14 protein-coding genes and 1 riboswitch are annotated in these 13,743 nt (G+C 40.3%); of the genes, 1 reads left to right on the plus strand and 13 read right to left on the minus strand.

Translation table 11 applies throughout. The annotated features are described in order from the left end of the window. Positions 1-501: 501 nt before the first annotated feature. Positions 502-1,569 (minus strand): NAD(P)/FAD-dependent oxidoreductase, encoded by a 1,068-nt coding sequence (locus JSQ81_RS06870; protein WP_212606931.1) that lies wholly within the window; start codon positions 1,567-1,569, stop codon positions 502-504. A gap of 138 nt (positions 1,570-1,707) precedes the next feature. On the opposite strand from JSQ81_RS06870, the gene JSQ81_RS06875 reads away from it, so the two are divergent. Further along, entirely contained in the window at positions 1,708-1,944 is a 237-nt protein-coding gene (locus tag JSQ81_RS06875) for a YuzB family protein (RefSeq protein ID WP_172373122.1), read from the plus strand. A gap of 58 nt (positions 1,945-2,002) precedes the next feature. Here JSQ81_RS06875 and JSQ81_RS06880 read toward each other — a convergent pair whose 3' ends face one another. From JSQ81_RS06880 to sufB, 12 genes are all read right to left on the minus strand, one after another. Further along, positions 2,003-2,767 carry a TIGR01457 family HAD-type hydrolase gene (locus tag JSQ81_RS06880; RefSeq protein WP_212606932.1) on the minus strand — a complete coding sequence of 255 codons (765 nt, stop codon included), beginning with the start codon at positions 2,765-2,767 and terminating at the stop codon, positions 2,003-2,005. Continuing rightward, positions 2,764-3,219, minus strand: a complete 456-nt coding sequence (locus JSQ81_RS06885; RefSeq protein WP_212606933.1) for a DUF86 domain-containing protein — start codon at positions 3,217-3,219, stop codon at positions 2,764-2,766. Before JSQ81_RS06885 ends, JSQ81_RS06880 begins: the two co-directional genes overlap by 4 nt. A 120-nt stretch (positions 3,220-3,339) precedes the next feature. Then, positions 3,340-3,627, minus strand: a complete 288-nt coding sequence (locus JSQ81_RS06890; RefSeq protein WP_212606934.1) for a YutD family protein — start codon at positions 3,625-3,627, stop codon at positions 3,340-3,342. A gap of 18 nt (positions 3,628-3,645) precedes the next feature. After that, the gene (gene lipA, locus JSQ81_RS06895; protein ID WP_212606935.1) at positions 3,646-4,605 is read right to left on the minus strand and encodes a lipoyl synthase; all 960 of its coding nucleotides are present in this window, start codon (positions 4,603-4,605) and stop codon (positions 3,646-3,648) included. A gap of 150 nt (positions 4,606-4,755) precedes the next feature. Continuing rightward, entirely contained in the window at positions 4,756-4,863 is a 108-nt protein-coding gene (locus JSQ81_RS06900) for a MetS family NSS transporter small subunit (protein ID WP_212606936.1), read from the minus strand. Then, positions 4,860-6,413 carry a sodium-dependent transporter gene (locus tag JSQ81_RS06905; RefSeq protein ID WP_212606937.1) on the minus strand — a complete coding sequence of 518 codons (1,554 nt, stop codon included), beginning with the start codon at positions 6,411-6,413 and terminating at the stop codon, positions 4,860-4,862. The genes JSQ81_RS06900 and JSQ81_RS06905 overlap by 4 nt, the downstream gene beginning before the upstream one ends. A gap of 185 nt (positions 6,414-6,598) precedes the next feature. Continuing rightward, complete coding sequence (locus JSQ81_RS06910; protein ID WP_212606938.1) at positions 6,599-8,185, minus strand: Na+/H+ antiporter NhaC family protein; 1,587 nt, start codon at positions 8,183-8,185, stop codon at positions 6,599-6,601. A gap of 134 nt (positions 8,186-8,319) precedes the next feature. Next, positions 8,320-8,500, minus strand: a riboswitch (Lysine riboswitch). Between the two features lie 57 nt (positions 8,501-8,557). Continuing rightward, positions 8,558-9,328 (minus strand): sporulation protein YunB, encoded by a 771-nt coding sequence (gene yunB / locus JSQ81_RS06915; RefSeq protein WP_212606939.1) that lies wholly within the window; start codon positions 9,326-9,328, stop codon positions 8,558-8,560. A 14-nt stretch (positions 9,329-9,342) separates the two neighbouring features. Next, a complete protein-coding gene (locus JSQ81_RS06920; RefSeq protein WP_249336663.1) occupies positions 9,343-10,734 on the minus strand; it encodes a bifunctional metallophosphatase/5'-nucleotidase in 1,392 nt (463 codons plus the stop codon). Between the two features lie 15 nt (positions 10,735-10,749). Then, a complete protein-coding gene (locus JSQ81_RS06925; protein ID WP_212606940.1) occupies positions 10,750-11,574 on the minus strand; it encodes a sulfite exporter TauE/SafE family protein in 825 nt (274 codons plus the stop codon). Positions 11,575-11,731: 157 nt separating this feature from the next. Then, a complete protein-coding gene (locus tag JSQ81_RS06930; protein ID WP_212606941.1) occupies positions 11,732-12,133 on the minus strand; it encodes a DUF3221 domain-containing protein in 402 nt (133 codons plus the stop codon). Positions 12,134-12,329: 196 nt separating this feature from the next. Continuing rightward, positions 12,330-13,727, minus strand: a complete 1,398-nt coding sequence (gene sufB / locus JSQ81_RS06935; RefSeq protein WP_212606942.1) for a Fe-S cluster assembly protein SufB — start codon at positions 13,725-13,727, stop codon at positions 12,330-12,332. Positions 13,728-13,743 lie beyond the last annotated feature (16 nt).

Consider the following 13,743-nt stretch of genomic DNA (forward strand, 5'->3'; position numbering starts at 1 on the left):
GTGCTAGTTTCTAGGTCTTGGATAATTAGTAAGTTTCCAATTAAAGTCTATCAGAGATATGATACTTGATAATTTGTTGACGTTTCTTAAGTTGGAACTATCTAGCTAGATTTAGTTACTAACAATTTTTAAATTAGTGTTCTTAAAAGATAGTGTATCTAATTTTTTATCAGACGCAATAAGTGCATATGATTATTCACATTCTAAAGTGGGCACTGAATAACATTCTATATACAGTGAAATGAGTTGATTGGAGTGTAGGGCGGCGACTCCCGCGGAATCAGCGGAACAGGCGAGACCCCGCAGGCGACCGAGGAGGCTCGCCGTCCGCCCACAGGAATGCGCCGCCCGAAACGCAAATCAATGGTTCATATACTAAATACTTCTTGAATTATGGATTGTTCAAGTAAAGTGTTTCAACATTATAAGTAACAAAAAAAAAGTATGGAGTGGGACTTGTTGAGATAATCCCATCCATACTTGTTGTTCATTCTACTTTTGTTAACCATTATGTCTTTTATACATCCAAAGCACGCCCGATTTTAGTAGACGTGCGATGCGGCCTGTTACTGTGCGGTCTGCGAGGTAGGCGAAGCCCTGCTTTTTACCCAATGAACCTAGGAAACCTTTTAACTTGATTTCAGGCATTTTTTCAGGAAGCGGTTCTTCATTCCACACATGGCGCAAGACTTTTACAATTTGCTCCGCTTGTTCCTCTGCAACTTGCGCACTTGGTGCGTAAGGTAGCGCCGCGCAATCTCCTGCGACGTAAACATCATTATAAGTCGGTAACTGGTGGTATTTATTTAACACTAGGCGACCAGAATCACCTTTTTCAGTATCAATATTTTGTACTGGCGTAACCGGACGAATTCCAGCTGTCCAAACGACTGCATCCACTGGAATTGTTTCTTCGTGATTATACAATACATCTGGACCTACTTGAGTAATATTTGATTCAGCAACAACGTCAACGTTATGCTCATCAAACCAACCTTTTACGTAATTACTTAATCGTTCTGGAAAATCTCTTAATATTCGTGGACTGCGATCAAACAACTTAATCTTTAAATCGGGTCTGCTTTCACGAAGTTCACTCGCGAGTTCTATTCCGCTCAATCCAGCTCCGACGATACCAACAGTTGCTCCTCCACCTAAGCCCAATAATTTCTCATAGGTTATTCGCGACTTCCCAATTGTTTGAATGCTATATGTATTTTCCGCCGCGCCTGGCACATCATGATAATTATCCATACAGCCAAGGCCGATAACTAATTCATCGTATGTTATGATTTGTCCATCATCTAAATAAACACTTTTTTCATCAGGAGAAATCTCGATAATTTCGCCCCCAACGACTTTTAGCTGGTCGTGAACAGGTAACGGAACACGTACAACTGAATCCGATACTGTTCCCGCCGCAAGTGCATAAAATTCCGTTTTCAGACTATGAAAAGGCGTACGATCGACAAGAGTTATTTCAATATCACTTGGTAAATCCTTCGTTAATAGACGCAGTAAAATACGCATATTCCCGTATCCGGCACCTAATAAGACAAGTTTTCTCATAATTTTCTCCTTTGTAACTCAATTTCCGTTGGTTTCTCGTATTTGATTATATCAGTTTGTGACATGTTTCACAATAAGGCTGAGAAATTGACGGATGCATCATAAAGTAGTAGGATTCCTAATAGTGAGGTGATCTCCGTGAATCCAATAGTCGAATTTTGCATGAGTAATCTTGCAAACGGTTCACATAAAACTTTAGAAAAACTAGAGCTAGATCCCAACCTTGATGTTCTCGAATATGGTTGTTTAAGCTACTGTACAATATGCGCTGAATCACTTTATGCTTTGGTCAATGGTGAAATTGTAGAAGCCGATACATCTGAGGAACTGACAGAGCGCATTTATCAATTCATAGAAGATAATCCGCTTTTTTAGAAGGGCTAAAGTTCATCCAAATTTATTAACTTTCCGTGTTCGTACACGGAAAGTTTTTTTATAGTTGCCAATCTGCAAGCGTTCTTAGCAAATGGGTCGGTTTTTCGGCTTGACTTAAAATCTCTTCCTTCGATGTAACGCCGCCCTCAACGTAAATCGTGTCGATCCCGTATCGAATCCCAGAAAGAATATCCGTGTCATAATTATCGCCCACCATCACCATTTCTTCTTTACTATACCCGTTTTCACTTTTAATAAAAGCCAACATATGCGACTCTGGTTTTCCGAGGATAACAGGCTTTACACCTGTTGTAAATTCCAGAAGTTTGACGAGTGATCCCGCTCCAGGTAACAAACCTCTTTCCGTAGGGATTGCTTTATCTCCATTGGTCGCGATAAACTTGGCACCTGAACGAATTGCCAAAGCAATTTCGGTAAACTTTGAATAACTTACTTCGCGGTCTAGTCCCACGACGACAATATCCGGATTTTCCGTTACAAATGTAAATCCTTCTGAAACTAATGCATCGTGCAATCCTTTTTCACCCATAATCTGAACGGTGGCCCCGTCATAGTGTTCTTTGCAATACTTTGCTGATACGAGTGCAGAAGACATAATTTTATCTACATATGTTTTGATGCCAAAAGAGGCAAGCTTTTCTATAACTTGTTCTGGCGTTGCCGTTGAGTTATTTGTTATGTAATAAGGTTCGATGCCTTGTGATTGTAGGTCTGAGATGAAAGACACCGCTTCGGGAATTGGTTCTGTTCCATGATAGACAGTGCCGTCTAAGTCAAGACAATATACGTTATAGTTTTTCATTGGTCCTCCTCAGAAGGCAAAAATGCAGATACTGGTCCAAGTTCATGTTCAAGATAGCGACGAACTTTTTCTGGAAATGCAATAAGCGCCTCCATTGATTGGTTTAATACTTCAACGATGGTTTCTGGGCTCACATTCGTAAAATCTCTGACAATCATCTTGCGAAGTCCAATGACTAATTTTAATGGATTGGACATTTCAGGCGTAATTACTTTTTCATCTTCCATGATGTCGATAATGTCATCATAACCGCCTGGATCACGCATGATGAATCCATCAATCATTGAGTTACCGACATCGATAACTGATTCGATAATAACATGACTAAGTCGAGCCACTGCGAGAGAATGAATTAAATCGGTCGTCCACTCTTTCTCTTCATTGTAAAGCGTCAATAATTTTTCCATATGGGCTAGTGCATTTTCAATTTGATTTCGATCAATAAAATACATTTGTTTACCCCTCTCAAGTAAATACTATATCCTTTTTCATTCTACCATATGCGGACATAAAAAAAAGAAAGCCCTTGTATTGATCGCAGGAGATCTTTACATGGGCCCCTTCCTTGTTGATTATACTTTTTTAACTTTGCCTACTTTTTTCAAGACAAAGTGAGCACACCCAAAATTACAATACTCATAAAGATAATCTTGTAAGGTACTGATCTTCGTTTCATATGTGGCTTTCTGATTCCTGTCATCAAAAAAACCTTTTAAACGAAGTTGTCCGTATCCCCAATCACCGAGTATATAATCATATTTTTGCAACACTTCACTATAACGTGCTAGCAACGCCTCTTCTTGAAAACCATCTCGGAAATCTTTGATGATTTCGTATTCCCAATTTTCAAGTGTTATCATTTATCTTTTCACCGCCACTCAACTTTGCAGTGCTTTTTCAAGTTTCTCTTCACCTAAACGCTGTCTTTCTTTGGCAGCTGCGTTTACCTGTTCATCTGCATGGTAACTTGAACGAACGAGCGGCCCAGCTTCACAGTGCGAGAACCCTTTGGACATTGCAATTTTTCTTAATTCGCCAAACTCTTGTGGTGTATAATATTTTTGAACAACTAAATGTTTTTTCGTTGGTTGTAAGTATTGACCAATCGTCATGATGTCCACATTGTTGGCTCTTAGATCATCCATTGTCTCTAGAATTTCTTCATGCGTTTCACCAAGGCCCAGCATTAACGACGATTTCGTTGGAATATCTGGATACATTTCATTTGCGCGACGAAGTAATTCAAGTGAACGATCATACGTTGCACGAGCGCGAACTCTCGGCGTTAAACGGCGAACCGTTTCAATATTATGGTTTAAAATGTCTGGTTTAGCATCCATTAGACGTTCTAGATTTTCATAAACGCCACCCATATCAGAAGGTAGTACTTCTACTGTTGTAAATGGATTTTTTCTGCGAATCGCACGAATTGTTTCCGCGAAAACAGCTGACCCGCCGTCTTTTTGATCATCACGCGCAACAGCTGTAACAACAACATGTTTTAAATTCATAAGCTGTACTGAATCGGCAACACGTTCTGGTTCAGCAAGGTCAAGTTCATTGGGTAGTCCTGTATTTACTGCACAGAAACGGCAAGCTCGCGTACAGGTTGCCCCTAGAATCATGAAAGTTGCGGTACGACGCTCTCCCCAACATTCATGGATATTCGGACAGCGGGCTTCTTCACAAACCGTATTTAAATTTTGTTCCCGCATTAACTTCTTAAGTCCTCTGTAGTTTTCATTCGTGTTTAATTTAATATTAAGCCATTCTGGTTTTCTTAAATGTTCCGACTTTTTTCCACGTTCTGGTCTACATGACACGTTAACCGACTCCATTCTTTCCAATCTAGGTGAAGGATTCACATAATTAGCGCATTTAATTGACTATTTTTAATGTATCACATTTACATTATCTGAACAACCACCTAGAGTTCTTAAAAATCACTATAAAAAAGAAAGTGCCCGGTATGTTGGGCACTTTCTATATTATTTACTAGCTCTTGATTTAACCACTGCATTCACGATACTTGCCGCTAATCCTCCCCAGATTATGAGGATTCCGACGACTGCCATTAATATTGCTCCACCACTCATAATGAATCCTCCTTCGTTTCTTCATAATCGGTTTCTTCAATCGTGTTCTTTTTCCACTTGAACAATGTGAATATAATTCCCATTACCAGTGCGAACAAAGCAACTGACCATCCGCCATACAAGATAAATGTATCGCTATATCCTTCATAGTTACCTACGACCCCGCCACCTAGGTCATGCAGTTTCATCACGTTTGTACGTATTAAACCGAACATCATATAACCTAGCACTAACGGCGTAACAATACCTAAACAAATTTTCCACCAAGAACGAATTTGAATGTCTGATAATGCATTTGCATGTTTCTCGAATACATCAAGTTTTCTGAATGCCCACGCGATAAGTACCACTTCAACAAGTCCAATTGCCGCTACACCAAACTGGTTGATGAAATAATCGGCTACATCTAGGAAGAATAATCCGCCGCGTGTTGCAAACAATGTAGAAATAATGGCGGCTATACCAACCGTGAAGATAACAGATTTATTTCTTGAAATATTAAATTTATCGGCGATTCCAGCAATATACGTTTCTGATATCGATATTAGTGAAGTTAACCCAGCCAAGACAAGAGACAAGAAGAACAGTGCTCCAAATAATCCGTTCATGCCCGGCATCTCATTAATGATTTGCGGGAAAACAACGAAGGCCAACCCAACCCCAGCTGACGCCACTTCAGATACCGCGACGTTAGCTTGCGTAGCCATAAACCCAAGTGCCGCGAAAATACCAATTCCAGCTAAAAGTTCAAATCCAGAGTTGGCAAACCCGGTAATAAATGCGTTGTTTGTTATATCCGACTTTTTTGGAAGATAACTTGAATACGTGATCATGATGGCGAAGGCAATCGATAAACTGAAGAATATATGCCCGTATGCCGCGACCCAAACGGTCGGATTGGCTAACTTACTTAAATCCGGTTTGAAAAATGCATCTAGCCCGAGCATTGCTCCGTCAAGTGTAACTGCCCGAATAACGACAAGTAAAAATACCACGACTAGCGTCGGGATAAATATCCGGTTCGCTAATTCAATGCCTCTTTTGACACCTGCTAACAAAATAATAAATGCAATTGCCCAAACCAGCAGAAGCGGTAATAGTACGCCCGGCACATATCCACCGACATCACCGGGAGTTTCTGCTAATTTCAGGACATCCCCAAATAGGAAACTTTCTGTATCTGTGCCCCATGTAAGATTAAACGAATACACTGTGTACTTCATCGCCCATGCAATGATTACAGCGTAATAGGTCGAGATGACGAATGAGACGAAAATTCCCCACCAACCTATCCATTCTGCTCTTTTTCCTCCCATTCGGAAAAAAGAAAGTGGTGCAGATCCGCGGTACTTATGTCCGATGGTGAACTCCATTATCAAAATCGGAATTCCTGCAGTAAGTAAAGCGAATAAATATGGTATAAAGAATGCGCCGCCGCCGTTCTCGTACGCTACATACGGGAAACGCCAGATGTTGCCTAGTCCTACTGCGGAACCGACCGCGGCCATTATAAAGCCCGCTCGTGTGCCCCACTGTGATCTTTGTTTCATACTTGTTCCTCCCCCAATATTTTTACAATAAAATTGCAAAATACTCTTTTCTGAAGATTTAATCATAGTCTTCTAGATTAGTATAACTGCCTATCTGATAATTGTCAAAATACATTTTACTCCATTAATACTATGAAAAAAATAAAGAAGTGATGACAAGTGTCATCACTTCTTTATTTAGATTGTTAGTTAGTTGACGCGATTTCCTGCTTATTATTCCGTAGGATCAACACCGTAAATAGAATTATTAATATAATAATTACAGCTAGTAAGCCGATCCAAATCGTGCCTGTGAAACCTAAGACTAAATAGCCAATACATGCAATCGAAGCACTAATTAAAGCATAAGGCAGTTGCGTCGCAACATGATCCATATGGTTACATCCAGCACCCGTAGATGAAAGGATGGTTGTATCAGATATCGGTGAACTATGATCACCGAAAACTGCTCCCGCAAGAACCGCAGCTAAGGCAGGCAATAACATTTCAGGTGCCGCATCAATCATAATTTGAGCAGCAATCGGAATGAGAATACCGAATGACCCCCATGAAGTCCCTGTTGAGAAGGCCATTAAACCCGCAAGGATAAACATGATGACAGGTAAAAATGCGACAGGAAGATTGGCGTTCGTCACAACAGTAGACAAATACACGCCTGTTTCTAACAGCGCGATTAAATCAGTTAATGCCCATGCAAAGATTAAGATGAAAACTGCTGGCAACATAGATTTTAATCCGCTAACAAGTGCACGCCCCATAAGAGGATAACTTGCTGTTTCGTTTTGTTTCATTTTCAACAAGTACAAACTACCCGCTAAGATTGTGCCCGCTAAACCACCTGTAACCAAGGATAATGGAACATCCGTATTTTCAAATATCGACCAAATACTAATTTCCAATCCATCAGCAATGCTTGCCGAGTAGCCAGTCCACACCATCATTAGAAGTGTTACCCCGACTAACGCAACAATCGGCGCGACAAGGTCTCTCACACGGCCATGAGCATGCACTGGAAAATCTTCTTTCAACTGTCCTGGGATTTCTTTATCAGGGCTGTATAATTGTCCTTTTTCAGTCGCTAACTTTTCATGTCTTTTCATTTCAAATAAATCAATGTCCGTCCAAGCGAAGAAGAATACGATGGCAAGAGTTGTAATGACATAAAAATTCATCGGTGCCATCATGATAAATGCCGACAACGGCGAATAGCTAATCGCAGCAGCGCCGCCGAAAATCAATGCAAGTTGTCCAATCAAATAAGCTCCCCAGCTAGATATCGGTGAAACAACACAAATGGGTGCTGATGTTGAATCAATGAAATAAGCAAGTTTCGCACGTGAAATTTTATGCTGATCAGTTATCGGTCGAGCGATTTGACCAACTGCAAGTGAATTGAAGTAATCGTCAACAAATATAATAATTCCTAGGAAAACTGTGAGCAGTTTTGCGCCTCGTTTTGTTTTAATCCGATGCAATGCCCATTCGGCAAATGCCCGGCTTCCACCTGACAAACTAACAAATGCAGTAATAACGCCTAACAGAAGGATAAATAACATAATATAAATAGTATATGTATTTAAAGCGCCTTCCTCCCAAAAGGAGACGATCATCGCACTCCATAGATTTTGTAACGATTCCACCGGTGAAAAGGATGCGGCTAATAATGCGGCAGCAACAATCCCCGCACCGAGTGACAGCAAAACCCTTCTCGTCGCCAGCACCATGAGTATGGCAATTATCGGCGGTAAAATAGACAACCATGTTCCAATCATTCTTTATTTCCTCCATTTCGTCAGGTGAGGTATTTAGGAAAATAAAAAGCCGGTCCATTCGCATATTACATGCATCAGGAACCGGCTTTATCTACGCTATCGTTGTGTTGGATAAATCATTGATTATCAAACGCACGATCTGTAGCTCATCATACGCGCATTCGCAGTATGACAGTGTCATCCCTATTCGGAATGACCCCAGCTTAATCGGCTTGACTAACCGCTTAAACTTCGGCAAAGCTTCCTTTCACACACGGTCTTCGAATGTCTTTCTCGCGTGAGTTACTCTTAAGCAATGCAGCCTCTACCCTATCGATATTTTTTTCTATAGCTAATACTAACATGATTCACCTTATTTTTCAACTGCGCTATTTATTCGCCAGCAGGAAGTGGAACTGGAACTTCGAACGATGGGGCTCCAGTACCTTGGCCAGAACTGAAAATATGCGGTACAGCTCCTTGAACTAATCCAATTGCAACTGGAATTTTTTGTTCAACTACGCTAGATTTTGTTGCAAGCGGAACGATTATTTGGACATTTACTCTGAGCAAAATATTTACTTCAATGTACGCATTATTAATGCCGAACTCTTCAATCGATGCAGATACATTCGCTTGTACGTCCCCGATCACATGAAATCGGATTGGAATTTTCGGACCTAAGTTCCCAAGAAGCGGTATATTCGTTGCTTGCCCGATCGGGACGAAAAAGACAACGCCGCCTTGATCTTCCATTTTCTCTGGATCGTATTCTATGTCGTCGGTAAGCGGCAACATATCTAGATTCCCGGATTCTGCTTGAGCCAAATGCATCTCAACAAGATTTCGCGTATCTGCTAACACCCTGTTTATTATTTGCGTATTAAATTTAGTCGTCACCATATTTGATGTTTCTGTTGGGACATGTTCAATGATGTCATTCACATCGAGGACATTCGCAATTCGCGTACTAATCGCCTGACTAATGACGTGAGAAGCAATTTTTTGCGTTTGAACTTCAGCATATGAAACGTATGTCGGTGTGAGTCTTATATTGACCAAATAGAAAAAGAAGACGATGGCAATTAAAATCGCCGGGATTAACAACGGCACCAATTTCGGCCTTCGGAACTTTTTTCGTCCTACCTGTCCTTGAAATCTCAAAACGACTCCTCCTGCTATAGATTATGCTCAGGAGGAGCCTTTGATTCTTTGAAATATTTTCGACCATAGTCACTTGCAATATCCCGTATTAGTTCGGGCATATAATAGTCTTTTTTTGCGTATTGTAAGGACGGAAAAAAGAAGCCGAAAGTAAACATATCAAGCGTAGCTAGTGTATAAATCTCGCCTGGCACAACTTCGCGATTGCCCGCGAAAAGTTGTCCGTATCTATTTTTATAGAGTCTTTCATAAAGCATCGCCCCCATCAGTGCGCCGCGGAATCCTAATCCCTTCACAGTTATCTTGGGCCAGTCTTCATTCAACGATAACTCGTGGATTTCTAGCAACTCTGTTCCTTCCAGGGAAATCACGCAGACATTTATCGGGTGTGGCAGTAACGAATGCATATCTTCCTTCGTTACCCAGCCGCTGTCAAGGCTTCCGAGAAATATTCCCGCGTTAAACATGGCACAATCCGCTTTCGTATAATCAATCAAAGAACGACCGAAAAAAGCAGATAGCGGACTCGGCGCAAATAGATTTTGCTTTAACAGACTTGGATTGTAAAAAAGTTTTTCTTGCATCGCCTGTTTCCCAAGATCGAGTATTGTATTAAGTTTTTGAACATCATCTTCGTTAACTGGCAAAGTTTCAGAAGGATATAAAGTCGCCTCCATGTTAGCGATTTGTTTCGTCACTTCATCAAACTCGATTGTAACATGTCCTGTGAAGTCCCCATACTTCCCTGTCGCTGCCAGAAGGGTATGCCCGACAAACTCCCCATCAGTGAAGAGATGATGCGTATGGGCGCCTAGAATGACATGAATAAGCGGACACTCTTTTGCCAACTTTTCATCTTCATTGAGTCCCATATGCGATAAGCAAATAAGGATATCTGTCTTTGATGCAATTTTTTCTGCGATTTCTATTAATTTTTCCCGAGGCGGTAGTATCTTCCACCCCAAAGTAGCATAAAACTGTGTGTATAATGCTGTCGCACCGATAACCCCTATTTTCGTTCCTTTTTCAGTCACATATATCTTATACTCAGTTGCCCAATGCGGGAACTCGCCATCCAGATCCACTAAGTTTCCGAGAATAATATCAAATTCTGCATCATCATATAACGAAGACAGAGCTTCTTTGGACATCGTTATGCCTTCATTATTCCCGATAGTCACAGCGTCATATCCAGCCTCATTGAGCAGGCGGATATTTCCTTTTCCTTTAGTACCTTCTGTAAATGCATGTGATCGATCGACATTGTCGCCGATATCAAATAAATAAAATGTATCTCCTGCTGCTTCATGTTCTTTTCGTTTATCAATAAGAAGCCGGTTGATTTGCGGCCAATTTTCGAAATGACTATGTATATCATTTGTATGATAAATATGTATTGTCTCCATTATGCGCCCTCCAATTTAACCCCAAATACCATCGACAATCGAACGGATACCGAGTAGGAGCAGTATAATTCGTAAAGCGAATACGAGCGTTTCGGATTTCATTTTCTGGTTTAACCTTGCCCCTAGTCTCGCCCCGATATACGCCGCAGGAACAACAGGAATCGTATAAAGCCAAGGGACGTTGCCGAGTGAAATATGCGTAATGGAATTCACGATTGCTGATAAGAAAACCATGAACATCGAAGTTCCAACTGCAACATGAGGCGGGAATAAAAACAGTAAAATCATTGCTGGAACGATGATTGAACCGCCACCAATTCCAAATAGCCCTGATGCGAATCCAACACCAAACGTTAATAGTAATGCAAACCAAACAGGGTAACCATATGTATAGGATTTTCCAAATTTATCTGTAAAGTCACGCGTTTTTCCACGTTTCACGAACCAGCTAACCGGTTTCAAATAATTACGAACGAGTAAAAGTATGGATAATAAAATCAGTAAAATACCGAAATATAAATTGAACGATGGCAAGTCTAATCCTTTATTCACAAATGCACCTAGCAGTGTTCCTGGTATGCTACCTGCAAAGAATATGAACCCGCTGCGAAAGTCTACAGTTTTTGTTTTTATATTCGAAAGCGTTGATCCAAGTCCTGTAAAGATCATCATGATAACTGACAATCCTACGACTGTTTGCGGCGTGATTCCTGAAATCAAACCTAGATTTATGCCAATAAATAGTGTTGCTGGAACAAGAATAATTCCGCCACCAAGACCAACAAGCGCTCCAATTACTCCTGCTGATAAAGCAATTATAGCTAATATAATAAACTCCATTACATTCTCCCCTTCGGCATTACGTTGTTGAATTCTTTATATGATTATTGAATACTCTCATCCTATCATATATTCAATGTTTTATTCTGCAAATAAATGATGAAAAGCAAAAACCGACCCCAAGGACCGATTTTTATTTTGCCTAAATTATACACCTCTATTCATCATTAACGACTTCCACGTAATAAGCCGAAGTTTTAGGCGGGTTTGATTCTTTTATGTGATCACAATATACACGTACTTTTTGATTTATCCTCAAACCATTTAATACGTTTTTCTCAGCGTCTGGATGCCTATATACCATAATACGTCCCTGACCATAATCTTCAGTTACAAATCCGGTTAATCTCCTCCATATACTGACCGGTTCATCTGCTACCCATAGATAACTCATTCTTTTGGAAACCACATGACCTTCTATAACCCCGGCACTTTCCGGAATTTCAGCTTGATCGATAGAAGTTCTATCTTTTGAAGTGAGTCCGTTGATGATAACTAACAACGCCAATGGGATTAATACAAAAATTATTAACCGTTTATATGTTGGATTCGTAACCACTTTACACTCCCCCCGATAATACCTTTAATACAATTAACGATTTTCTAATCATCCTCAAATACCCATAAATCCAAGATACTTACATGTAATTGTACTATTCTTATTATGGAATAATCAATATTTCCACAAGGATAAAAATTAAAAAAACACTGACACAAGCATTGTTGTGTCAGTGTTCTTAAATGTTTATAAGGTTTTAACCAATAGAACCTTCCATCTCGAATTTAATCAAGCGGTTCATTTCTACTGCGTATTCCATCGGTAATTCTTTTGTGAATGGCTCGATGAAACCAAGTACGATCATTTCGATTGCTTCCAGTTCAGGAACACCGCGGCTCATCAAGTAGAAGAGCTGTTCTTCTGAAACTTTGGAAACACTTGCTTCGTGTTCAAGTGAAATATTGTCGTTTAGAATTTCGTTATATGGAATTGTATCAGAAATCGAAATGTCATCCATTAATAACGCATCACACTCAACTCGTGAGCTAGCGCCATCTGCATTACGACCGAAATGAACGATACCACGGTATGTTCCTTTTCCGCCGCCATGAGAAATAGACTTTGAAACGATTGTAGAGGACGTATTTGGTGCTAAGTGCATCATTTTCGCACCCGCATCTTGGTGTTGTCCTTTTCCTGATAGTGCGATTGACAATGTCAGACCACGTGAATATTCTCCACGTAGTAAAATCGCTGGGTATTTCATCGTCAATTTAGAACCGATGTTTCCATCGATCCATTCCATTGTACCGTGCGCATCAACAACTGCACGTTTTGTAACAAGGTTATAAACGTTATTTGCCCAGTTTTGAATTGTTGTGTAACGGCAGTATGCGTTTTCTTTTACGATGATTTCTACTACAGCACTATGAAGTGATGCTGTTGTGAATACAGGTGCTGTACACCCCTCAACGTAATGAACGCTTGCGCCTTCGTCAACAACGATAAGTGTACGTTCAAATTGTCCCATATTTTCTGAGTTAATACGGAAATAAGCTTGTAGGGGTGACTCTACTTTAACACCTGGTGGCACATAAATGAACGATCCACCTGACCAAACTGCAGAGTTTAACGCCGCAAATTTATTGTCAGTGTTCGGAATTACTGTACCCCAGTATTTCTTGAATAGTTCTTCATCTTCTTTAAGTGCTGAATCAGTATCTTTAAAAATGATTCCCATATCAGTTAAGTCTTGTTTCATGTTGTGGTAAACAACTTCTGATTCGTACTGTGCAGATACTCCTGCTAGATACTTCTGTTCCGCTTCAGGTATTCCAAGTTTATCAAATGTACGCTTGATTTCTTCTGGAACCTCATCCCAAGAACGTTCAGTTCCCTCAGATGCTTTTACATAATACGTAATCTCATCGAAGTTGAGTGAGTTAAGATCTCCACCCCATTGTGGTGTAGGCATGTTATAAAACAATTCCAATGATTTTAAGCGGTAGTCTAACATCCATTGTGGTTCGTCTTTCATTGAAGAAATTTCTTCAACAATTTCACGTGTCAAACCACGTTCAGAACGAAACACAGAGACATCTCCATCATTAAAACCATGTTCGTATTCACCAATTTCAGGCATTTTTTTAGCCATTATTATTCCTCCATCC

It is taken from the genome of Sporosarcina sp. Marseille-Q4063, from assembly GCF_018309085.1.
Classification (GTDB): domain Bacteria; phylum Bacillota; class Bacilli; order Bacillales_A; family Planococcaceae; genus Sporosarcina.